The organism is Streptomyces sp. R35 (genome assembly GCF_041053035.1).
Taxonomy (GTDB): domain Bacteria; phylum Actinomycetota; class Actinomycetes; order Streptomycetales; family Streptomycetaceae; genus Streptomyces; species Streptomyces lutosisoli.
In genome coordinates this window covers 11,111,167-11,133,960 of the sequence record NZ_CP163440.1, presented here as the reverse complement: position 1 = coordinate 11,133,960, position 22,794 = coordinate 11,111,167, and the positions used below count along the sequence as shown (strand labels likewise).

The following is a 22,794-nucleotide window of genomic DNA, read 5'->3' as shown; positions in this document are numbered from 1 at the left end:
GTTCGCGCCGCGGCTGCTCGCGGCGGGGCGCGCCGCTGCCCCGTCCGCGCGCCTGGCCGGCGGCCCGGACGGGCCTCACGCTGCGTCACTCTCATGACCCCCCTCCGGACGGAATGCTCGAAATCATCGGATTGACACCCATCCATGGTGGTGGTCCGCTTCGGAAGTATCGCGGATGTCCGATAGGAAATATCGGATCCTATGGGGGCCAGCCATGAGCGTTCTTCCCGACCTACAACCGGAACTGGCAGCGCAGGACCCGGCAGCGGCCCCGAGCGTGCGTGCCTTACGGGCCGCCACGTACATCCCCACCGGCTCTACCCCGTGGGCCGTGCTGATGTGCAAGTTCTCCGACGTCGCCGACCAACCGCAAGCCCTGGCGTTCTTCGCGGACTTCCTCACCACGGCTGGCGACGGGAAGGGCGGCATGGCCGACTACTGGCGGGACATGTCCGGCGGGGCGGTCACGCTGGACGGGTCCGCGGTGTTCGGCTGGTTCACACTCGGCCTCTCGCTGGAGACCGCCAAGGGCTGGACGTGGCCCGGGGCTCGTATCGATCTGATGCGCGCGTGTGTGGCGGCGGCCGACGGGGCGGTCGACTTAAGCGCGTTCCAGGGCGTCATCGCCGTGCTCAACGCGCAGATTGACTCTGGGTCCTCGGGGCGTCGAGAGCTGCAAGTCGGCAGCGGGTGGCGGGAGTTCGGTCTGGTCAATCTCGACCCCGGGGCTTGGAACAACGCCTTCGCCGCGCACGAGATGGGGCACGGCTACGGTCTGCCGCACTCCTTCAGCGACGAACCCACCGTCATGGAGTACGGCGACGGCTGGGACATCATGAGCGCGATGACGTTCGGCGGGAAGTTTCCCACCTTCATCCATCCCGTCTTCGGCCGCAGCGGGCCGGCCCTGTGTGGCGTCTACCGGGACCGGCTCGGCTGGATTCCCAGCAGCGAGCGCCTCGACCTGTCGTCGTTCGGTCCCGGTGCGACGCTTACGATCAGCGCGCTCGACAAGGCACCGCCCGGGATCCGGCTGGTACGGATCTGGCTCGGCTTCTCCACCCAGTACTACGCCGTGGAACTGCGCATGCCCCGGGGAACCGGCTGGGACCAGGGCATCGACCGGGCCGGTGTGCTGGTGCGCCGCGTGCAGAACGGGGTCTCGTACCTAAGGCAGTCGACCAGCGGGATCCAGGACATGCAGCCGGGCGACTCCTTCATCGACGCGCACGAAAACCTCGCGGTCAGCGTGCTCGGGTTCGACGCCAAGGAACGGACCGCCACCGTGCACATCGGCCCGCGGCCGCCGGTCAACCTCATCACCCGTGCCGCGCTGACGCCGCTGCCGAACGCGGCCGGCTGGCACAACTCGGACGTCGAGGTCCGGCTGACCGGCACTGCCGCCGTGGGCAGCGGGGCGACCCGCATCACCTACAGCGCGACCGGCGCCGACGCCATGGCCCCCGCCACTGTCACCGGACCGGCCGTCTCCGTCACCGTGACCAAGCAGGGCAGCACCACGCTCTGCTACGCCGCCGAGGACAACACCGGAGCGGGCGAACTGCCAAGGACTCTGCGGATCGACATCGACAAAACCCGTCCGAAGACCACTCGGACGGTCACGTCCCCCGCCCCCGGCCAGGTCGACATCGAACTGAACGGCGCCGACCCCTCGTCGGACGCGTCGCAGTCGTCCGGCTTCAAGAGCCTTACGTACGAGGCTGTGGGGGCCAACCCGCTGCCGCCCACGACCAGTACCCAGCCGAGGGTCCGGCTCAGCATCACCGCGCCCGGCCAGACCACTGTCTTCTACTGGTCGACCGACCGGGCCGACAACACGGAGGGTCCGCACACCCTGGACCTACGCCCCGTGCCGCAAGTGACGCCGGACAGTCTCACCTTCGTCGCCGTGCCCGGCACCGTGAGTGCGCCGCAGACCCTGCTGCTGCGCAACCTGGGCGAGACCACTCTCGCCATCAGCGGGATCGACACAACCGACTCCGCCTTCGCCCTCACCCACGGCAGCCTGCCGCGCTGCGGGAACACGCTCGCCCCCGGCGCCACCTGCGCCATCGACATCATGTTCGCCCCGCCGGCCGCCACCGTCCACCAAGCCGCGCTGCTGCTGTCGACGGACTTCCCCGACCGGACGATCGAGATCCCGCTGACCGGCACCGGTGTCCGGCCCCGGCTGGAGTTCAGCCCGGCCAGGCCGGACGGGCTCACCTTCCCGGCCACCCGGATCGGGCACCTGTCACCGCCCCGGACCGTGACCCTACGCAACGCCGGACCCGTGCCCCTGACCATCACCGATGTCGTCGCGGGCGACGACTTTTTCGTCGTACGCACTGGCTGCGCGGTCTACCCGCGCACCCTGGCACCGGGCCAGAGCTGCGACGTGGACGTCGCGGTCCGGCCTCGGGGGCCCGGACCCCGTACGGGAGCTCTCGCGGTGGAATCCAACGCCGAAGGTGGCCGACAGTTGCTGCCGCTGACGGGCGAGGGGATCGCCGAGCCCGAGCTCACGGCCGTCCCCGCCGCCCTGTCCTTCGGTCCGCAGCCCGCGGGGACGGCCGGAACGCCGCAGTGGATCGAGCTGACCAACACCGGACACGCCGAACTGCGCCTGCTCGGCCCCTCGTTCACCCGCGCCCACGCGGCCGACTTCTCGATCACCGACGCAGGGCGGCTGCCCGACGCGGGAGTGGACCTGGAGCCCGAGCGGTCGACCCGTGTCCAAGTGGCCTTTCGCCCGGCGGACTTGGGACCCCGGGCCGCCCAACTCCTCCTGGCCACCAATGTTCCTGGCCCCGCCCAAGGCATCCCGGTGAGCGGTGTGGGGGTCGCCGCCCCCGCCGTCGTACTCGACCCGACGAGCATCGACTTCGGCCCGCAGCCCGTGGGAACGCCCGGCCCCACCACGACCGTCACGCTCCTCAACAACAGCCCCGCGCCGGTCGAGATACGGACCACCGAACTGACCGGAGGCACCGCCGCCGACTTCGCGGTGACCTCGGCGCCCGGGGACACCTGCGGCGCCGCGCCGATACCGGCGGGCGGGAGCTGCCGCGCCGCCGTGACCTTCACCCCGGCCGCCGTCGGCAGCAGGTCCAGCGTGCTCGCGTTGACCGACGCCGCAGGCCTGCGGTACGAGGTCCCGCTGTCCGGCACCGGCTCCGGAGCACTGATCACCTTCGAGCCCGCCACCCTCGACTTCGGCGCCCTGCCACCCGGCGGCACGGAACGGCGCGACCTCACAATACGCAGCACCGGGAACGCCGTCCTCGTCATCGACGCCCTGCAGACCACGGGTGACTTCCTGAACGGACCCGGCTGCGTCGGCGGTCTCCGTCCCGGCCGCGACTGCATGGTCAGGGTCGTCTTCCGGCCCACGGGCGAGGGCCCGCGCACCGGCGAACTCACCGTCACGAGCAACGCGGTCGGCGGCCCGTACCGGCTGCCGCTGACGGGCACGGGCCTGGTCCCGGCCATCGGCATCACACCCGACGCCCTCACCTTCGGGGCCCAGGACGTGGGTACGACGAGCCGGCCACAGCCCGTGACGGTGTCCAGCACCGGCTCGGCCTCGCTCAGCATCACCGAGGTGACCCTGACCGGGCCGGACACCGCCGACTTCCGCCTCCAGGACAGCTGCGGATGGCAGCGCCACATGCCCGGCACGCAGTGCGTCGTCGAAGTCGTGTTCGCCCCGACCGCCCCGGGCCCGCGCACGGCCACCCTCACCCTCACAGACGACGCCCCCGGCAGCCCGCACACGGTCCAACTCTCGGGCGAGGGCCACGCATAAGTCCTGGACGGGCAGAGCGGCCAGGGCGTGGCGGACTCCACGCACTCAGGATGCCGTCGGACGGTTCGCGGAAGGAGCGGTCGTCTGCCGAGGGAGATTTGCCGTCCCGGCTCGCAGTGCAGATCCGAGATGCTGGAGACCAGCCACCACGCCCTGCACGCGTGAGTGAACAGCGCAGTAGGTGTTGATCCACTTGGCCAGTGCGGTGATGTCCTTGATCGTTGTGGCGCTGGTCCGCACGCGCCCGGCAACGTGGTGGCGCTGATGATTGGCCGATTTGAGCGGGTGTGCGAACAGGTACGGCTCGTCAGCCGGCTGGCAGCGTTCCAGGATGGCGACGGCTCGTGCGACGGGAGCGGTGACAATCCAGGTGGCGGCCGCGCCATGGACGCCGTCGCCCTTGAAGGCCAGTCCGTGAAGCCGGTAGCTGTCAGCGGTCACGTAATTCCCCACGATCTGCATGACCAGCGTCAGGTAATTCCCCACCCCCGTGGTCACAGCTCCCCACCGGGGTGCTGACCATCGATGGTGCTACGGACCGCGCTCGAACTGGCGTGAGAAACCGTCTTGGGAACCCTCTTGATCACGCCGACGCTGCCATCTCTTCCGCAGAGGCTCGGGCGCTCGTCTAGGCTGACACGGTGGGGTTTGAGCTGCGGGAACGGTGGGGCGCACGGCCGTTGTGGGCGAGATGCGTTCTCGCTGTGTACTTGATCGGTCTCACCGAGGGCACGGGTTCTCACATCGCAGATCTGGTCCGCGGCGGCATCCACGCCTATGCGTCGTTTCCTCAGGTCCCTCTGCAGGTGTTCTTCGTCAGCTTGGTGATCCTCGATCCGCTGGCTGCCGTGCTGGTGGGGCTTGTGCGGCGGGAAGGGATCTGGCTGGCAAATGCCGTGATGGTGATGGACGTCAGCGCGAACTGGTGGGGAAACCGGCACTGGCTGCGGGATGACCCTGCGCAGCTCCTCTTGCTGTTGCCCATCACTCTCTTCGGTCTGTTCGTCGTTGCGTTCGCGGTCCCCTTGCATCGCACGGTTGCCGGGGCAGCGAGCAGGCCGCAGGCGGCCCTGCCGTCTGTCTGACGGCTCACGATGATCAACGGCTGTTGCCGGTCCCAGGGCCGCATGCACCGCTTCCGATATTCCCTGTTTCGGGTTGTTTGAGTCTCTGTCGGATCTTCCTTGTGAATCGGTCGGGTTCCCCATGGGCATGCCGGTGCCGGGTTGAGCTTGTTCCTTAACGTCGAGCTTGATCGCGTTCGATCAGCGTCTCGGGTCGTTTGATGGTTTTCCCCACGTCGTAGCGGGTGGCGGGGTGGCGGTTCTTCGAGCCTGGGGGCCGCCCGGGGCCGGGCCGTGTGGGTTTGGGAACTCTGGCCGGATTGGTCAGGCGGGGCCGGATGTTCCGGAATGCTCGGCGGACCCGGGTCGGGGTCATGGTGGTGCCGGGGCGGGTGCTCTTCTCCCATGGCTTGCGCTGGTCAGTGGCGGCGGGGGCCGCAAGGCGGAGCTGGGTGTGGACGGCGATCACGAGCCAGGTCCAGCGGTCGGCCGCCAGCGGGTTCCGCAGGCGCGGACGCGTCCAGCCCAGGTCCTGTTTGAAGTAGCGAAAGGTGTGCTCCAGGTCGAATCTACGCAGGTAGCAGGACCAGGCTTGGTCCACGTCGGTGGTGGTGGCACCGGTTTTCGAGGACCACAGCCACAGTGGTGGTGCGTCACGATCGCCGGGCAGGCGGTCGACTTTCAGGCGGATCAGAGTGCCCTCGACCAGGGGGAGTTCGCCGTCGTGGTCGAGCCAGGAGGAGCGGTGGGTGAGCCGGGGGTGGACCCTGTCCCAGGCTTGGGCCTGGGCTTTTCCATAGCGCTCGGTGTCGTTGAGTGTCACCAGTGCGGGCACGGGCCAGGTATCCGGCTTGGCCAGCCGCAGTTCCGCGCCGTGCTTCGGCGTGCGTCCCAAGGGTTGGTAGGTGAAGGACAGCGGCCGCGGCGGAACCCTCAGCACTCGGTCGGAGCGTAGACGGCCGACCAGTTCGACGGGCAGGTCCCGCAGCACCCAGGCCAGGCGGGTCACGTCGTAGCCAGCGTCCATCACCACCAGCATCTCCGGGTCGCCGGTCAGCCACTGGCCTTCGCGCACCAGGCGCTCGACCACCGCGCGTAGCTGGGTGGCGGTGACGGCGGTGGCGTCGTCCTCGGGGCCCAGGCGAACCGCGTCCAGGACGGCAGTCCACGACGATGGGCCCGGGGACAGGGCGGCGACCAGGGAATAGGGCCAGCCCGGGATGATCTGGGCGGTGCTGCGGGAGCGGCCGTGGACGTGGCAGAACAGTCGCTCCGGTGAGCAGGCCGCGTCGCTGCGCAACCACGGAGATACGTCAACGCTCAGCACGATCCTTCCACTCTCGAAGCGCGGCAGCGGCAGGCCGGTCAGCAGGTCGCGGAGTCGATCGGTGTCCAGGCGGCCGTCATTCAAAGCCGCGTAGAAGGAGCCGTATCCGCGGCGGTGTTCAGCGGTCAGCGACAGCTCCACCGGTGTGCGGGCCGGGCCGTCCGCACACAGCAAGGCGTCCGTCAGGTCGAAGAATGCGTCTGCCCGAGCCGTCAGGCAGTTGTAGAAGTTCGCTCGAAAGCTCGACAGCTCTGCGAGCGGTTCCCGATCATCGCCGGGTTCCGGCACTTTCACTCCCCAGGGCCCTGCGTGAACCACTGCAGTTCCTCGCAGTTCCAGGATTACGAGGCGGACGGCCGCATGTCTGCTGGTCACCCGATCGGGTGACCCCGCGCTCGCAGCAGCACAGGCCTGCCGGACGAGCTGAACCGAGCTTGACCAAGCGTCAGCAGTATCCGTCGAGCCTGGTGCTGCCCTTCGGTGCGAGGCTCGGCCAGGGGCGCCCAGCGCTCTCCGCAGCGACAGAGCGAAGCAGGTCGAGAAGAGTGCAACCGGGGTAGCCCTGAAAGCTCCGGAAGGCGGTGCGGTAGTAGCAACTCCAGTAGCTCACGATCCGGCGCTGAGTCCGGGCGAAGAAGGCCGGGTTGGCCACGATGAACTCCCCGTAGGCGATGCGGCGACTGTCCCCAGGGGTGCCAAGGCCGCGAAGTTCATCTCTGATGTCGACCAGGATCTCCAGGACGTACTCGCCGACCAATTGCACGACGAACGGAATGACCCACGGGTCCCCAGCACTGAGGATCTGCGCCAGATGGCGCTGTCTGATCCGGCCGTCACAGTGCCGTGAATACAGACAGTGCAGAATCTGCCGCTGACGCAACGAGAGGCCAGCAACCGATTCCGGCGGCGGCTCGTCGTTGTAGACACGTCCCGGAATGGAGACCTGCTGGCCCTGCACCATGGCCGAAAACGGTGCGATCGGCCGATGCCGAGGTGCAGGCATGACCGCCAGCACTGCTTGGACGTCATCGACGAGCTCGGCCGGGAACGCCGATGACAACAGGTCTTGGGGGCTGGAGAGCGGCTGCACGGGTCGAGCTTATGTGCAGGCCAGCAGTCGAGATGATCACCCCGATGTTAAGGAACAAGTTGAGTGCCTGTGTCAGGTCCTTGCATGACAAGTTGACTGCGTCAGTGACAACTAACTGTTGCGGGTCAGGACGTTGGTGACGTGAGTTGTTGGCAGATCAGATGGTGAGCAAGTTGCGCCGTCGCGAGCAGGTCCTCGCGAGATGTGTCGCCGTTGGATCGCACTGACAATCCGTGCCAGACGCATTGGACGAGCCCGGTCAGGACCGCTGCGTTGGTGCCGGCAGCTAAGGGCTGTCCCGTAACGATCTTGGCCGGTTGGGGTTAGAGCCCCCGCACACGGGTGACCGAGTCCTGATGACAGGATGATTGCCCCGACGAACCCGAGGGGCCATGTCCGTGCACACGCCTGCCGACTACCTCGAACTGGCGCGTGCCGAGAACGACAGCGCCGTTCTGCATCGACTCGCGCGTTGTCCGTACCCCTTTGTCTGGCAGGCGCTGGCCGCCAATCCCGCCACGGCGCTTGGCACTCTGCTGGAGCTGAGCACGGCCCAAGACAGTGCCTGGAACGACAACAGGCTCCTTCGCCTGCTGGCGGAGCATCCGAGCGCGAACCGAATAGTGCTGCGAGCCGTCCGTGACGCCGTGGCGGCGAAGCTCGCCGAGGGCGAACGGCCCTATGCCGCGGTGCTTGCGCTGGCAGGACGGACGGAACTTGCGGCGGCAGAAGTGCGACAACTCGGGGCTCTTCGTGGAGCTTCTGCGCGTCTGCGCAGTCGGCTTGAACAGCACCTCGAGCTCCGCACCTGATCCAATGCCCACCGCGGTCGGCTCCGGATGGAACGATCTTGCTGTGACTTCAGTGATCACGGCGTCGGAGCCGTCCTGGATAGGCCCCTTCACCGGGCTGAGCGCGCGCTGCTTCGGCAAGTTGGTGACCTCCGTGCGGCGCAAGACCGCTGCCGAGCTCCAGCGTGGGCGACCCTGGGGACTCCCGCTCGAGGACCGCATTCTGTTGGTCGCGACCTATTGGCGCACAAATTTGACGATGCGACAGATTGCTCCGCTGTTCGGCATCTCAAAATCTGCGGCGGACCGGATCATCAACCACCTCGGACCAGTGCTGGCCATGCAACCGCGCAAGCGGTTCCGCAAGGACACCGTGCTGATCGTGGACGGAACCCTGGTGCCCACCCGCGACCATACGGTGGCCGAGCAGTCAAAGAACTACCGCTACTCCACGGCCCACCAGGTCGTCATCGATGCCGACACCCGCCTGGTCGTCGTGGTCGGCCGGCCCCTGCCGGGCAACCGACACGACTCCCGCGGCTGGGAGGAGTCCGGCGCCAAGGCCGCCGTCGGCAACACCATGACCATTGCCGACGGCGGCTACCAAGGGACCGGACTGGTTATGCCACACCGTCGACGCAAGGGCGAGGAACTCCCGGCCTGGAAGAAGGAACACAACCGGTCCCACAAGCAGGTCAGGGCCCGCGTCGAGCACACATTCGCCCACCTGAAGGGCTGGAAGATCCTACGCGACTGCCGGCTCAAGGGCGATGGTGTCCACCACGCGATGCTCGGCATCGCCCGCCTGCACAACCTCACCCTCGCCGGATAGGCGAACAGAAGGGGCCCACAACCGGCCTTGCCTCTTCCGACTCGAAGATCGTTACGGGACAAGCCTTAGTTCCCCTTCTTGGATCGCTCGTTCGATGCGTGCGAGGAGGGCCTGCTCGTTCGAGCTGTGCAGTTCGGCGACGTAGGCGCTGGTGTCGAGCGTGCTCGTGCTGTCGCTCATCACGGCACTGCTGATGAGACAGCCGGGGTGTGTGTCGCTTGGCTGGGTGAACTCGTGCACCGAGTCGGCGAGGATGCGTTTGATCACGGTCAGGATGTCGTTCTCGGCGACAGCCTGCTGATAGATCTCGCGGTACCGCTCGGCGTAGGTCCGAACCGCTTCCTCGAACAGTCCAGCCTTGCTGCCGAAGGCGGCGTAGAGGCTAGAGGTGGACAGACCGAGGGCCGCGGTCAGGGCGCGGGTCGAGGTGCCGGAGTAGCCGCGTCGCCAGAAGAGGCGAGCTGCATCAAGGACTACGCGGTCACGGTCAAAGGCTCGTGGTCGCCCACGGTTTCGTTCAGTCACGCTTGCATTATAGATCGTTTGCTCCATAATAAATTTATGGAGCAAACGATTCAGAAGAGGCTGCCGGTCGGCGGGGACAGTTGGGTGACGGTCGATGTGTACGGGGAGCCGGATACTCCGGGCCTCGTCGTCGTCCCCGGCGTGATGAGCGACGCGCACACGTGGCGCCACGTTGCGGGCTCCGTCGACGCCTGGCCCTCGGTGGTAGTCGTAAACCGCCGGGGCCGCGCCCCCTCGGGGGCGCTGACCAACTCGTACTCGCTGCGGACAGAGATCGAGGACCTCGGCGTGGTCCTTGACGAGTTCGACAGCGCGCGGACGCTCTTCGGTTGGAGCTACGGCGGTTTGATCACCTTGCTGGCCGCCAACGAGCGCCCGATTCCCCAGGTGATCGCCTACGAGCCGGTGATGCGACCATTCGGACGTCATGCACTGCCGGACCTAAAGGTCGCAGAGGGGACGGCGGACTGGGATCGCTGCGTCGAGATCGTCAATCGGCAGATCTCCGGCTTCTCCGCAGCACATGTCGACGGCCTTCGGGCCGATCCCCACAGTTGGGCGACACTGCGTCGATTGAGCGGACCGCTGTACGCCGAACTCAGCGCCCTCAACGCGGAGCCACCTCCGGATCTGATGGCGCAGCAGGCAGAGCAAGCCGACCTGATCATCGGCCAGCGCAATCGTGGAACGGCCCCCTACGGAACGTCGTTCGATCACGTGCGGCAGCACGTCGTGCACGCCGAAGTCCACGAACTCCCTGGCCAGGGCCACCTGGCCCACATTCAGGCGCCGGCAGAGCTGGGCCACCTGCTCAACAACCTCGCCGCGATCTGATGGGCACCCACGCCAACGCACCGCTCTCCGTTGAGGGCCGCAGGCGACTGGTCGAGCGATGCCAGTCACGTCCGATCGCCCACGTTGCCGCGGAGATGAGCATCTCCAGGGCATGCGCCTCCAAGTGGTCAACCGGTACCGCCGTCATGGTGAGCTCGGCCTGCACGACCGGTCCTCCACACCGCACCGCCAACCCACCGCCACACCGGGCGAGGTAGAGGAGCGGATCGAGCAGATGCGCCGAAACCACAAGTGGTCCGCAGGACGAATCGCCTTCGAACTCAGCCAAACCGTTCACGCCGTGAGCCGTCGCACCATCACCCGGCACCTCGCCCATCTCGGTCTGAGCAGACGACGATTCATCGACCCCGACGGCCACACCACTCGGAAACCACGCACAATCACCGCTCGCCGGCCGGGACACATGGTCCACATCGACGTGAAGAAGGTCGGACGGATACCTGACGGCGGCGGATGGCGAGCCCACGGCCGAGACAGCGACCACTCCCGGGCAGTCAGCCGGAACAAGAAGAAGACCGGCCGTGGAGGGTACGTGTACCTACACTCCGCGGTCGACGGGCACACTCGCCTCGCCTACACGGAACCTTTGCCGGATGAGAAAGCCTCGACGGCGATAGCATTCCTGCACCGAGCCAGGGCGTGGTTTGCTGCACACGGCATCACCCGCATCGAACGGCTCGTCACCGACAATGGTGCCTGCTACCGCACCGACGCGTTCACCCGCGCCCTACTTGGCTCACGGCACCAACGGATCCGGCCGTACACGCCCCGGCACAACGGGAAAGTGGAACGGTACAACCGGATCCTGGCAGAAGAGTTCCTGTACGCGCGCACCTGGACCTCCGAAACCCAGCGCGCCCAAGCGCTGGCGGTGTGGAACATCCACTACAACTACCACCGGCCCCACACCGCCCTCGGCGGACAACCTCCCTCAGCAACGCTCAGGCAGACCGTCACCAACGTCATGGCCTCATACAACTAGGGGTGCCTACCTCGCCCGCCGCCGTGACCAGCGGCCCTCCACCGCATACCGGTCCCCGACGGACGAGGAATGGGAAGAATTCCTCGGCCACTTCGAACGCCGCAAGGTCGCGCTCGGCGACTGTGGGCGAGCCTACGGCACCAGCTGCATTCACGAGCACGGCTGCATTCGATGCCCGCTACTACGGGCAGACCCGGCCCAGCGGCCACGGCTGATCGACATCTGCGACAGCCTGATCGCCCGCATCGCCGAGGCTGAACGCGAAGACTGGGGCGGCGAGGCCGAGGGGCTCAAGGTCAGCCTGGCTGCTGCAAACGCCAAACTCGCCCAGCTCGACAACCGCCGGCGCACCGCCGTCGACCTCGGCCTGCCTACCTTCGCTGACGTCGCTGTCCGCATCACTACGTCGACGGACTCGCACCTGCCCTGAATATCCGTGGTCACCGCGAACCTGCACCGCCTACGCTCCACTCCATGCGCAGCGCGTTTGTCTTCCCTGCAGGTGAGCGAGCTGAGACCGTCGCCTCGCTCAATCAGCACCTGCCACAGCAGCGTGATCCGTGGAGCCTGGACGGCAACCTCTACATCGACATCGACAATGAGGAATCCGGGCACCTCTTCTCCGACTGGGATCCCGACGAGGTTGCAGTCCTTGAAGCGGCTGTCGGACACCACCCTGGCTGGGCAGTGCAGATCGACATCTCCGGGCGCATCGACGGCACCACAGAGATTCACCAACTGGTCGCGCTGCTACTTGAGCACGGTGGTGTTGCGCTTGACGACTACTCCGCCCACCCCTGGACTCTGCAGGAAATCGAGTCCGCCACCGTGATCGGCGGCCTACGCTTCTTCGACTTCCGCACCTACCACGAACTCCACCGCGAACAGTGACATCGAAGGCCTGAGTACCGTTCAGGCAAGTTCAGATTATGATCGCCGACCGCCTCGACATCACCGGCGCCCGCTGGGAACTCGACGGCGCCGAAGCCTTCCTCCAACTCCGCGCGTTGGTCACGAACGGAGACTTCGAGGACTACTGGGTCTTCCACGCGACCCGTGAACACCAACGCCTCTACCCCAGCCCCGACCAGCAGAACTACAGCCTCACTGCGTGACCCCGACCGTCACTTCAGAGGATCCGCACCCAACGCTGATCACTCTGCAGACCTCACCGCCACGCGCTCTGGCCTCGGAACCTCCAGGCACCTAGCCTCCGGGGCCACTCCGCCCGCAGGCGCGCACCGGGCTGCCCTCAGCTTCGCCGGACTGCTGCGACAGTCCAGTAGCAGGGGTCTTTCACCTCTGCCCGGTAACAGTGGCGCCTCGTGGCGCACCTCGGCGTTGTTCCAGATAAGGGTCTGGCTGCCGGTGCTGATGTCGCGGGTGGTGGTGTTGCCGGACGGCCGGGGGCAACGATCGGGCCGGTTCGGCAGTCGTAGGGAGTGACACACATCCGTCTGCCGCGCTCGCCGCCAACTGCCCTTGCTCGCAGGCTGGTTGGCATCAGGGCCTGTCATCCCTGGGAGGATTCATGACCAGCTTCGTCGCACCACCTGGCGACAGACAAAGCGGCGGGCGCGACATCGCCCCACCCATCGCCGCCGCACATGCCCCACGGCGCAAGCCCGTCGGTCGCGCGACAAGCCGCAGTGTCGTGGTGGGGGCCGTCGCCGTTCTGCTGGCGGGGGCCGGCGCCTCGGCCGATGCCGCGCCCGGCGACCCGGTGGTCAGCGGTGCCACCGTCAACTCCGGACATGACGTCATCGTGGGTATCACGCACAACGTGGTGTTCCCGGTCACGGTCACCGGATCAGACGACTCCGGCCTGTCTTTCGCCGATGTGGATCTGAAGGAGCCGCACGGCGGTTTCTACACCACCGACGCGTTCTGCGAGAGCGCGACGGCATGCACGACGGTGTTCACCGCCAACGCCCACCCGGCACCGGGTAGCGACGATCCGGTGGACCTGGCCAACGCCAACGCGGGAACATGGTCGGTCGACGCCTTGGTCGACGCCAACGACGGCGATTCGGTCTTTGCCCCCGGCGCCGGGTCGTTCAGCCTCAAGCGTGCCGCGCGGCTCACGGTCAACGCCTCACCGGAACCGGTGGCCAAGGGCTCTCGTATCACCGTCACCGGCAAGCTCGTGCGGGCCAACTGGGACACCTACCGGTATGCGGGATACGCGGGCCAAGCCGTCAAACTGCAGTTCCGCCCGAAGGCCAGCAGCACCTACACCACGGTGGCCACGGTGAACACCAGCAACACCGGCACCCTGCGCACCACGGTCAAGGCAGTCAGGGACGGCTACTGGCGTTGGAACTTCACCGGCACCACCACCACCACCGGCCCAGCCAAGGCCGCCGGCGACTACGTCGATGTACGCCCCTGATCCGGCAAGTACCAGCACATACTGATCCGAAACTCAAAGGGTTTCATTCGAGCGTGTAGGGGACGTGCGGGCCGTGGAAGTAGCCGAGGACAATGTGCGGCTTGCGCTGGCGTCGATCGATGAACCTGCATGCGTCTCTTCCGGTGCCCGCGCCTCGGAGCTGCTGGGCGTCCAGCTCGGAGACGTCGAATGGACCAAGGGCCAGCTGTGGGTGATCTCCAAGGGGACCCGGTTGCGGCAGGCGGTCCCCGTCTCCCCGGAGGCCCTGGCCTACCTGGCGGGCTACCTCGAGGAAGCGGGCCTGCCCGCGGGTTGCAATCCCGTCTGGCGCACCCGGCGAGGCGAGCCGAAACCGTTGAGCTACTGGGCGGCGCGACGGATCCTTCAGCGCGCCGACGAGCAGCTGGGCACGAACTGGACGCTGCATGATCTTCGGCATACCGCTGCGACCCGGATGGCGCGTGACCCGGCGCTGACGCTGTTGGAAGTGCAGACCATCCTGCGGCACGCGCATCTCAGCACCACCGCCCTCTACACGGCAGTGCGCCTGGACGACCTGCTCGATCAGCTTGCCGAGCATTACCCAGCGGCCGACAGAACCGGCCCGGTGGTCAGCGACGTACGGCGCCGACGACATTGCGGCGGTCTTCGGTGACCGATAGCGCCGTCGGGCCGAGCATGCGCCCGCACCTGACCTCGAACCGGATCCGCCGCCATGCCGCCGAGCCCGCCACCTCGCTGCCGGACGGGCAGCTCACCCAGATCGGTCCGGAACCGCCGCCGGTCCCGGACCGACCGCCACGTCCGCTCGGGGAGTTGTCGTCCACCACGATCGACCAGATCGTGGCACTGGTCGCCGAGGAGCTCGCCGACGTCAGCCGCAACGCCCGGGCCGATTACAAGTACGGCATGCGACGCCTGCTGCACCTGCTGGCCGCCGAGCCGGGGCAGACCTGGCAGGAGCGATGGGAGGCGGCCGGTCTGAACCAGCCCGGCCGGGCCGTCGCCGACCTGGCCGACGGCGACCCCAAGTGGCGCAGCCGGCTCACCCGGGCTGCCGGGATCGCCTTCGCCATGCGGCTGATCCAGCCAAGGAGGCCCTGCGGGCGACCAACCCTCCGCAGTACACCGAGAAGGTCCTGGCCCTCAGCCGTGATCCGCTCCTGGAGGAGTTCCGCACCCGGCTGCAGCGGCACCCGGTCAGCGCCGACGGACGCAAGAGCGCGCTCCGGCACCTGTGCCGGGCCCTGACCGTTTACGGGATCGCCCTGGCCGACCTGACCCCGGGCACGCTCGTACACTACGCCAACGCCCATCCCGGATGCGGGATCGCCGGTGCCTGGCCGCTGCTGCGCGACATGGGCGTCCTTCCGGCCTGGGTCCCGCAGACCCTGCAGGACGCCAGGATCCGCGGCCGCCAGTCCGTCGACGACCTGGTCGACCGCCACCAACTGCGCAACCGCGAGATCCGCGACCTGCTGGTCGACTACATCCGCCGCCGCGCCGTCGAGGTCGACTACGGCACCCTGGACAACCTGGTGCGCAACCTGGTCCGGTACTTCTGGAAGATCGTCGAAGAGATCAACCCGGACCAGGCCGACCTGCGGCTGCACGAAGACATCGTCCAAGCCTGGAAGGAACGACTGCTCGTCCGCCAGGACGGCAAGCCCCGCCAACACATCGACGGCCCGTTCCTCGCCGTCCGAGCCTTCTACCTGGACCTGCAGACCTGGTCGGCGGCCGAGCCCGAACGCTGGGGACGCTGGGTGGCTCCCTGCCCGATCCGGGACGCCGATCTGCGCTGGTTCCACGTCCGCCGGCGCCGCCTGCAGGAGCGGATGGCCAACCGCACCCGCGAACGCCAGCCGCTGCTGGCGACCCTCTCCGAGCACGTCACCACCGAATGGCACCGCCTGCGGACCCTGCTGGACGCGGCGAAACAAGCCCGGCTAGGCGAGCAGTTCGTCGTCGACGGCGTCACCTGGCAGCGCGCCGCCAGCAAGGCCACCGCGCGGCGACCTGAACTTCTCGGCTCCGAACCGGTCCGGGTGATCAACAGGGACACCGGCGAACTGGTACGCCTGACGCACGAGCAGAACAGCGTCTTCTGGCAATGGGCCGTGGTAGAGACCTTGCGCCTGGCCGGCCTGCGCCGCGAGGAACTTGTCGAGCTGACCCACCTGAGCGTCCGGCAATACCAGCGCCCCAACGGCGAGGTCGTCGCCCTGTTGGTGGTCAGCCCGTCCAAGAGCGACCGCGAGCGCGTCATCCCGATGTCCGCGGAGTTGTTCCACGTCACCGCGCAGATCATCCGCCGCCACCGCGAGGAGCACGGGACCGTCCCGGTCTGCCCCCGCTACGACCAGAGCGAACGCACCTGGTGCGAACCGCTGCCCTACCTCTTCCAGCGAGTGCAGAGCGGCACCCCGAGGGCGCTGTCGACAAGCGGGGTGCGCCAGATCGTTCTTGACGCCGCCAAGGCCCTGATCCCCACTCACCCACAGTTCGCCGAGATCCGCTTCGCCCCGCACGACTTCCGCAGACTGTTCGCCACCGACCTGGTCAACAACGGCCTGCCCATCCACATCGGCGCCGCATTGCTCGGCCACCTCGACATCCAGACCACCCGCGGCTACGTCGCCGTCTTCGACGAGGACGTCATCGCCCACTACACCGAATTCCTCGACCGCCGTCGGGCCAAGCGGCCCTCGACGGAGTACCGCCGGCCCACTGACGGGGAATGGAGTGACTTCCAGGAGCACTTCGACAAGCGCAAGGTCGAACTCGGCTCCTGCGGACGCCCCTACGGCACGCCCTGCGCGCATGAGCACGCCTGTATCCGATGCCCGATGCTGTCGATCAACCCCAAGATGCTGCCCCGGCTCGACGAGTTGGAGGCCGACCTGCTGGCCCGCCGTCAACGCGCGATCGACGAAGGCTGGCGCGGTGAGGTCGAAGGACTCGACCTCACCCTGAGGTTCCTGCGCAGCAAGCGCGCCCAGGCCCACCGGGCCGCTGCTGCCACAGGCAGTGTGGACCTGGGCATGCCCCCACGGCCCGGGGGCCGATCAGGAACGGGACAGGGAATCGGAACAGGTGGGTTCAGGGGTGCATGAGGGTGTCGAGTTGTACTGCGAGGTCGGGGTGGGTGGTGGTCAGGTGGGGGCGGGCGGCGTTGAGAGGGTGGATGAGCTCGGCGGGGTCGTCGTGGGCGAGGGCCGCGTGGAGCTGGCTGAGCGGGAGGTGGGCCGTGGTGGGCAGGTCGGTGAGGGCGGCGATCTGGCCGGCGATGCGGCGCAGGTCGGCTGCGTTGTGGCGGGCCCAGGTGGCGGTGGTGCGTTCGGCGGCGCGGCGTTCGCGGGTGGCCTGGACGCGTTGTTCGCCGGTGGTTCCGGCGGGGCCGGGGCGGCCGCGCAGGTAGCGGCGTTCGGCAGCTTGGCGGCTGGCGACGCCGAGGGGGTGGGCAAGGTCGGCCCAGCTGGCTCCCGCGTCGCGGGCGGTTTCGATCAGGCCGGTTTCCCATCCGGCGAGTTGCTCGCGCACCTGCCGCAGCAGCATCAGGGAGGCCAGCGCCTGCTCCGGCCCAGGACCGGGCGCATCGGGGATGTCCAGGGACTCTTGCTGGGCGTCGCGTAGGGCGTCGTCTATGGCGTGCAGGGCCGCCGCGGCGGCGAGGAATGACGCCGGGCTGTGGGCGTTCGTGCTGGTCGTGGGCGACTGGTCGGCTGCGGTCACGGGCACCTCCCTCGGGCTGTCATCGTATCGACGACATCGCGCTTGTCATCCATTGGATGACATGTTACAACGGTGTCAGTGAGGCGCATTGGCAGCAACTGCCTGAACCTTCCTGGAGGTGTTTTCCGATGTTGATGCGCACTGACCCTTTCCGTGAGCTGGACCGGCTGGCGCAGCAGCTGATGGGCCCGGGTACCTGGTCGCGGCCGTCGGCGATGCCGATGGACGCCTACCGCGAGGGCGGCGAGTACGTGGTGGCCTTCGACCTTCCCGGTGTTACCGCGGACGCGATCGACATCGACGTCGAGCGGAACATGCTCACCGTCAAGGCTGAGCGGCGGCCGGTGACGAAGGCCAACGACGTGCAGATGGAGCTGTCCGAGCGGCCGCTGGGCGTCTTCTCCCGCCAGATCGTGCTCGCCGACACCCTCGACACCGAGCACATCCAGGCCGACTACGACGCGGGCGTGCTCACCCTGCGCATCCCGATCGCCGAGCGCGCCAAGCCCCGCAAGATCTCCATCGGCGTCGGATCCGGCCGCAAGGAGATCTCCGGCTGACACCGGCCGGACGGGTGCGGAGGGCGGGCACTTGGTCTCCCCCTCACCCCGCTCTCCGCACCCCCGCGGGCAGTCCGAAGAAGGGGGCCGCCGTGATGACTCTGCGACGCGAAGCGTTCCTCGGCTACGTGAAGGAACGCGGCGAGTACGACACCCCGCAGGAAGCCGAGCGCGCGGCCCGCGTGGTGCTCGCCCTGCTCGGCGCGCACCTGGTCGGCGACGTCCGCGCCCAGCTGGCGGCGCGCCTGCCTGAGGAGTTCGCCCTGATCCTGCTCAATCCGCTGCAGAGCGCCGAGCCGCTGCCCCCGGAGCGGTTCGTCAGCGCAACCGCCGCGTGGATCGAAGGCGCCACCGAGCAGACCGCGGCCTGGGACGTCAGCGCCGTGCTGTCCACCGTCGCCGACGCCGCCGACGAAGACCTGCTGGGCCAGATCCTGCTCCAGCTCCCCGTCGGATACGACCTGCTCTTCGGCCGCCCCCAGCCCACCTGACCATCCCGCACGCCGGTGCCCGAACACCGGCCACAGCAAGAAAGGCAACCACCCCCGTGATCTCCGACCGGCACGCGCCGACCCAGCAGCCGTACGGGACGGCATACGAGCAGATGCTGGAGAAGGTCCGCTACGAGGGCGCCTACCCCACCCGCGAGCGAGCCACGAAGCCGTCCGCCTGGTCCTTGCTGGACTGGGGCGCCAGGTGACCGGCGACGAACGCGTCGACCTGGCCGCCTGCCTGCCCCTGGAAGCCGCACGCGTGCTGACCGCGCAGATCCCCGACACCCAGCCGCTGACCGGCTGGGCCTTCGTCAAAGACCTCGCCGCCCGCACCGGCGCCTCCCTGGCCACCACCCGCTGGGACACCGGATCCGTCTTCTCCGCCGTCGCCGCCTACGCCGGCCCCGACCTGATCACCCGCATCCTCCACCAGCTCCCCACCGGCTACGCCCTGCTGTTCGGCCGCGCCGAACTCACCCCCGCCGCGTAGACGGCGACGTACGTGCTCGGGGGCGGGCGCGACGACCGGCGCGTCGCTGCCCGCCCTGCGCCCCCGAGGCATCGCCTTCCTGGCCGGGGTCCCGGCCCCCAGAGGGCTCTTTCACGCATATCTGGGTCACACACCCACCACGTCCGCCATGGCGGGATACTCATCCCAGGTCCGGCCATCGAGCAGGCGGCCGCCAGCCTTCGGGGTAAGCCCACCGACCTGCTTGAAGAACAGAGCCACCCGAAGATCGACACACCGGTCTCGAATGTCGCGAACCCAGGCCAAGTCCAGCGCTCGGTGAGCCGGGCCGCTCTCGCCGCCGACGATCACCCAGTCGATCCGCGAAAGCTCCAGCGACGGCACTGGCCCAAGCAGCGGCTCCAGCGACAGGAACCGGACGGCAGCCGGGATACCCCGCAACTCATCAGCCCGCCAGCAGTACTCATCCGACTCGATCGACGTACCGATCCAGACGTTGGGCAGCGGCCACGAACTCAAGGGGTTCCAATTGGCCGCGCGCTTGCGCACGTCCTCGCGTACGGGCCTGGCCAGCGGAACAGCACCGTCCTCTGACAGCCGTTCCATCTCGCTCCAGACCGCGTCCACGAACTTCTGCGATTCCAGCAGACGACGCAGACGCCGGGGCCTCTTGGTGAGTACCTGGAACTGGTGTTGCGGCGCCAGCGCCATCGTCGCGAAGGTCCTGGCCACAAACTCCGTGGGGACACGGGCGTGGCCGACATCGCTCATGGAGTTCACGAACACCTTGCGCGGCCGACGCCACCGCAGCGGCTCGAACAAGGCGTCCTCATGTACCGTGACCCCGAACCCAGGGCCACTGGTCCGCGGATCACCGTCGCGCTGGTATTTTGCCTGACCCATTGCCTTCAGCCGCTTTGCCAGGGTCAGCGCATAGCAGTGATCGCAGCCCGGCGAGATGCGATCGCACCCGGTCGCTGGATTCCAGGTGACCTCGGTCCACTCGATAGCCGTTCCGGTACTCACCACGCACCACCGACAGCGACCGTGGCCTTCGGCTTGGTGCAGAGAAGCTTGAAGAAGAAGGCCACCCCGGCGCGCCTTCGGAGACCTGACCAAGGCGTGGAAGACCGGCGAGGGCGTCTCGCCGAAGCGGAACTTCGCCGACATCCAGGCGATCGCCGCGGTGATCCGCCGATTCGACGTGGTGGCAGTGCAGGAAGTGCGCGGCAACCTACGGGCCCTGCGCTACCTGCTCAAGGTTCTGGGCGAGGACTGGGGGTTCATCCTCACCGACGTCACGCTCGGCAGGGATGGCAACAACGAACGTCTGGCGTTCTTGTTCGACACGCGCCGCGTCAAGCCGTCAGGGCTGGCGTGCGAGCTGGTGGTGCCGCTCGAACAGGGACGCCGGGGCGAGCGCGGGCGGCCTGAGCCGGCAGTTCGCCCGCACCCCCTGCGCGTCAGTTTCCTGTCCGGCGGTCAGACGTTCACGCTGGTCACCCTGCACGTCGACTACGGCGACACGGCCGCCGACCGGGTGCCGGAACTGGCAGCGATCGCGCAGTGGCTGGCAGGCTGGGCAGAGCGGGAGTTTGGCTGGGACCACAACCTCATCGCGCTCGGCGACTTCAACATCGACCGTGAGGGCGACCCGCTGTTCGACGCCTTCACCTCCACCGGTCTGACCTCGGCTCCGCAACTGGAGGGACTGCCCCGCACGATCTTCGACAAGCCCGGTGCCGCGCACTTCTACGACCAGATCGCCTGGTTCACCAAGGGCCAACAGCACCGCCCGGTCCTGCGGCTGGAAGTCGTCGCCGGGGGCCTGGTCGACTTCGTCGACGCGCTGCAGGGCGAGAGCACACGCAACGAGCTGTCTTGGCACATCTCCGACCACTACCCGCTCTGGGGGAGTTCGCGATCCCGGCGAGCTGACGGTTTGGCAGCCCCCGATGAGCCACTGAAACCGGCGCCCGGGGTCGGAAGGTGCCGCAGCCCGATCCGTAGCGACGGCGGCGATCGAGTGTCTGACGTTGGGGTGTGTGTCAGAGCGCAGCAGCTGTCGGCGTGCCAGGCGCGATGCAGAGTGCGACGGGCGCCTGGGGCGTGGCCTCGGCCGGGACTTTGCCGTCGGTTTTCTCCAGCTCGGCGGGAATCGACGCGGCAAGGGTGCTACGGACGAAGAGCATGGCGTAGAGCATGACGGCCAGGGCCGCCGGCAAAAGAAGGGGGACACACACGGACCACTTGGCGACCGGGCTGGCGTGCGCGGCGACGCTCATGGCGAGAATCATGGCAAGTTGGCCGTAAACGCCCAAGACGGTGACGAAGGTGGAGACCACCAGGCCCCAGCCGTGTCCTGTCGATTTGAGTTTCTTCGTGCCGCTGGAGTCCGTCTGAAGAGCGTAGGTGCAGGAGGCCGAGTAGAACACAGGCGCGAAAAGGATCAGGCCGCCGGAGATCAGGTTCAAGGTCAGGAATCGGGCCAGTGAGATTCCCGGTAGCCACTCCTGAAGCACGCCGGTCGCGGCCAGCACGGTACCCAGGAGGCTTCCCAACGCGGTGATGTTGGTGACCCAGCTATCCTTCGCCGACCAGGGGACCTCGATCGACAGAGGCGCGGACAGCCATCCCTCCGGCAGGACGGGCACGTCCTTCAGGCGGCTGAAGACACGATTCGAGATCATCAGGAGCAGGGTGAGGCCCGCGCATGCCGCCGCCCCCCACAACGCGCCTGTGTACTCAGGGTCGTGTTCCACACCGCGGACCAGCGAGAAGCGGACGGTGGCCGGGGCGATGCTCTTGGCCGAGTCTCCGGCGGCAGCCGCCACCACGACTGTCCCCTGCCGGTCGGCGCACTTTCTGTCCACCGTGAAGTCCACAATCACCGCGACAGGAGACCCGACAGCCAGGTCCGCAGGGGCATCACGCAGGGTGGCCACCGCAGCGCTCTTCTGCGTGCACAACGTGTCAGCGGCATCGCCCGCGGTGTCCAGGTAACCGGCAACCTTCAAGCTGGTTTTCAGATCGGCCGAAGTACCGACCACGAGCCGTGCGCTGCCCACCATCCGGCCGCTCTGCTTGTCCTTGTCGAGCTTCACCTGAACTGTCTTGTCGGGCCCCGTAATGGAGAGCTTGTCCTCCGCATGCGCCGGACAGGCAGCAAGCCCCGCCACAACAAGCGACAGGACAACCATCGCAACCCGCCTGAAGTCGACCACGCCACCCAATCAATCACTCTGTGTGACATCTTGTCGGCTGACACGCCGTACAAGGCGATGGCGATGACCGGTCGACCCCGATCCGCGCCCAATCGACGAGATCGGCCGAACGCGGCCGCGGAGGGACGGAGGCCGTACGTACGCCGGGTCAGGCGACGGGCAGTTGGCCGAGCGGTCGGCCCTCGTCCGCCTTCACGGCGAGCAGGGCGGCCACTTCGCTGTCGCTCTCGAAGGACGGCTCCTGCCACCAGGCCGGGACCGGCACGGGTTCGAGCCAGACGGCGCTCCCGAATGTGCGGACCACGTCGAAGAGGGCCTGGAGCTTGTGCACGCTCGCCAGATCGAGCACTCCGATCAAGGTGCTCCAGGTCTGGGTGACAGGGTCGTACGAGGACACAGAACGCAGGACGGTGCGCTGCTCGTTCCAGCCGACCTCGTCGGCACGCGCCGACTGGATCGTGACCTGGAGCAGCCAGCGGTCGCTCGGGCGCGGGGTCGATAAGGAGGTCATGGACCGACCGTAGGGCGTGCCTCTGACAACGGCTCAACCTTGTTTCCGGTGAACGTCGTAGACCAGTGGATCACGGACTTTTCCTACACGCCGTTCCCGGCTTCGCAAATCTGATCGCTCCCTGTCTCGCCGCAT

General features: G+C 67.8%; 19 protein-coding genes and 3 pseudogenes. 15 read left to right on the top strand and 7 right to left on the bottom strand.

Annotated features, from left to right (window positions below; genetic code table 11):
- Positions 1 to 214 precede the first annotated feature (214 nt).
- The gene (locus tag AB5J50_RS50395; RefSeq protein WP_369265195.1) at positions 215 to 3,808 is read left to right on the top strand and encodes a choice-of-anchor D domain-containing protein; all 3,594 of its coding nucleotides are present in this window, start codon (positions 215 to 217) and stop codon (positions 3,806 to 3,808) included.
- Positions 3,809 to 3,853: 45 nt separating this feature from the next.
- Here the strand turns inward: AB5J50_RS50395 and AB5J50_RS50390 are convergent, their stop codons facing one another.
- On the bottom strand, positions 3,854 to 4,306 hold the full coding sequence (locus AB5J50_RS50390; protein ID WP_369265194.1) for a hypothetical protein: 453 nt from the start codon (positions 4,304 to 4,306) through the stop codon (positions 3,854 to 3,856).
- 206 nt (positions 4,307 to 4,512) lie between these two features.
- Here AB5J50_RS50390 and AB5J50_RS50385 point away from each other — a divergent pair, with 206 nt between their 5' ends.
- Positions 4,513 to 4,893: a hypothetical protein gene (locus AB5J50_RS50385; protein WP_369265193.1), complete on the top strand. Its 381-nt coding sequence runs from the start codon at positions 4,513 to 4,515 to the stop codon at positions 4,891 to 4,893.
- Between the two features lie 154 nt (positions 4,894 to 5,047).
- On the opposite strand, the gene AB5J50_RS50380 is transcribed toward AB5J50_RS50385, so the two are convergent.
- Complete coding sequence (locus tag AB5J50_RS50380) at positions 5,048 to 6,487, bottom strand: NF041680 family putative transposase (protein WP_369265192.1); 1,440 nt, start codon at positions 6,485 to 6,487, stop codon at positions 5,048 to 5,050.
- Between the two features lie 157 nt (positions 6,488 to 6,644).
- Positions 6,645 to 7,289 carry a hypothetical protein gene (locus AB5J50_RS50375; protein WP_369265191.1) on the bottom strand — a complete coding sequence of 215 codons (645 nt, stop codon included), beginning with the start codon at positions 7,287 to 7,289 and terminating at the stop codon, positions 6,645 to 6,647.
- Positions 7,290 to 7,681: 392 nt separating this feature from the next.
- Between AB5J50_RS50375 and AB5J50_RS50370 the strand changes: the two genes are divergently transcribed.
- The gene (locus AB5J50_RS50370; protein ID WP_369253779.1) at positions 7,682 to 8,101 is read left to right on the top strand and encodes a hypothetical protein; all 420 of its coding nucleotides are present in this window, start codon (positions 7,682 to 7,684) and stop codon (positions 8,099 to 8,101) included.
- Between the two features lie 43 nt (positions 8,102 to 8,144).
- Positions 8,145 to 8,912: a transposase gene (locus AB5J50_RS50365; RefSeq protein WP_369265190.1), complete on the top strand. Its 768-nt coding sequence runs from the start codon at positions 8,145 to 8,147 to the stop codon at positions 8,910 to 8,912.
- Positions 8,913 to 8,963: 51 nt separating this feature from the next.
- Here AB5J50_RS50365 and AB5J50_RS50360 read toward each other — a convergent pair whose 3' ends face one another.
- Positions 8,964 to 9,437 carry a TetR/AcrR family transcriptional regulator gene (locus AB5J50_RS50360; RefSeq protein ID WP_369265189.1) on the bottom strand — a complete coding sequence of 158 codons (474 nt, stop codon included), beginning with the start codon at positions 9,435 to 9,437 and terminating at the stop codon, positions 8,964 to 8,966.
- 36 nt (positions 9,438 to 9,473) lie between these two features.
- Between AB5J50_RS50360 and AB5J50_RS50355 the strand changes: the two genes are divergently transcribed.
- The 7 genes and pseudogenes from AB5J50_RS50355 to AB5J50_RS50325 all read left to right on the top strand — a co-directional run bounded on the left by AB5J50_RS50355 (position 9,474) and on the right by AB5J50_RS50325 (position 16,782).
- Complete coding sequence (locus AB5J50_RS50355) at positions 9,474 to 10,271, top strand: alpha/beta fold hydrolase (RefSeq protein WP_369265188.1); 798 nt, start codon at positions 9,474 to 9,476, stop codon at positions 10,269 to 10,271.
- Positions 10,271 to 11,274: pseudogene (locus AB5J50_RS50350) on the top strand (IS481 family transposase). The gene AB5J50_RS50355 and the pseudogene AB5J50_RS50350 overlap by 1 nt, the downstream one beginning before the upstream one ends.
- Before the next feature lie 474 nt (positions 11,275 to 11,748).
- Entirely contained in the window at positions 11,749 to 12,165 is a 417-nt protein-coding gene (locus AB5J50_RS50345) for a hypothetical protein (protein ID WP_369265187.1), read from the top strand.
- A gap of 38 nt (positions 12,166 to 12,203) precedes the next feature.
- Positions 12,204 to 12,389 (top strand): annotated as a pseudogene (locus tag AB5J50_RS50340) (ISKra4 family transposase); the annotation flags it as partial.
- Between the two features lie 416 nt (positions 12,390 to 12,805).
- Positions 12,806 to 13,666: a calcium-binding protein gene (locus AB5J50_RS50335; RefSeq protein WP_369265186.1), complete on the top strand. Its 861-nt coding sequence runs from the start codon at positions 12,806 to 12,808 to the stop codon at positions 13,664 to 13,666.
- Between the two features lie 73 nt (positions 13,667 to 13,739).
- Positions 13,740 to 14,321: a tyrosine-type recombinase/integrase gene (locus AB5J50_RS50330; RefSeq protein ID WP_369265185.1), complete on the top strand. Its 582-nt coding sequence runs from the start codon at positions 13,740 to 13,742 to the stop codon at positions 14,319 to 14,321.
- Positions 14,322 to 14,697: 376 nt separating this feature from the next.
- The gene (locus tag AB5J50_RS50325) at positions 14,698 to 16,782 is read left to right on the top strand and encodes a tyrosine-type recombinase/integrase (RefSeq protein ID WP_369265184.1); all 2,085 of its coding nucleotides are present in this window, start codon (positions 14,698 to 14,700) and stop codon (positions 16,780 to 16,782) included.
- On the opposite strand, the gene AB5J50_RS50320 is transcribed toward AB5J50_RS50325, so the two are convergent.
- Positions 16,769 to 17,401, bottom strand: coding sequence for a type III effector protein (locus AB5J50_RS50320; RefSeq protein WP_369265183.1), 633 nt, complete (start codon positions 17,399 to 17,401; stop codon positions 16,769 to 16,771). The two genes, AB5J50_RS50325 and AB5J50_RS50320, sit on opposite strands and share 14 nt — an antisense overlap.
- A gap of 128 nt (positions 17,402 to 17,529) precedes the next feature.
- On the opposite strand from AB5J50_RS50320, the gene AB5J50_RS50315 reads away from it, so the two are divergent.
- The 3 genes and pseudogenes from AB5J50_RS50315 (at position 17,530) to AB5J50_RS50305 (ending at position 18,945) form a co-directional block, all read left to right on the top strand.
- Positions 17,530 to 17,961: an Hsp20/alpha crystallin family protein gene (locus AB5J50_RS50315; RefSeq protein ID WP_369265182.1), complete on the top strand. Its 432-nt coding sequence runs from the start codon at positions 17,530 to 17,532 to the stop codon at positions 17,959 to 17,961.
- Between the two features lie 95 nt (positions 17,962 to 18,056).
- The gene (locus AB5J50_RS50310) at positions 18,057 to 18,452 is read left to right on the top strand and encodes a DUF2267 domain-containing protein (RefSeq protein ID WP_369265181.1); all 396 of its coding nucleotides are present in this window, start codon (positions 18,057 to 18,059) and stop codon (positions 18,450 to 18,452) included.
- Between the two features lie 56 nt (positions 18,453 to 18,508).
- Positions 18,509 to 18,945: pseudogene (locus tag AB5J50_RS50305) on the top strand (DUF2267 domain-containing protein).
- 126 nt (positions 18,946 to 19,071) lie between these two features.
- Here the strand turns inward: AB5J50_RS50305 and AB5J50_RS50300 are convergent.
- Positions 19,072 to 19,950: a DUF5131 family protein gene (locus AB5J50_RS50300; RefSeq protein ID WP_369265744.1), complete on the bottom strand. Its 879-nt coding sequence runs from the start codon at positions 19,948 to 19,950 to the stop codon at positions 19,072 to 19,074.
- Between the two features lie 160 nt (positions 19,951 to 20,110).
- Here AB5J50_RS50300 and AB5J50_RS50295 point away from each other — a divergent pair, with 160 nt between their 5' ends.
- A complete protein-coding gene (locus tag AB5J50_RS50295; protein ID WP_369265180.1) occupies positions 20,111 to 21,130 on the top strand; it encodes an endonuclease/exonuclease/phosphatase family protein in 1,020 nt (339 codons plus the stop codon).
- A gap of 1,166 nt (positions 21,131 to 22,296) precedes the next feature.
- Here AB5J50_RS50295 and AB5J50_RS50290 read toward each other — a convergent pair.
- Entirely contained in the window at positions 22,297 to 22,659 is a 363-nt protein-coding gene (locus AB5J50_RS50290; protein WP_369265179.1) for a hypothetical protein, read from the bottom strand.
- Positions 22,660 to 22,794 lie beyond the last annotated feature (135 nt).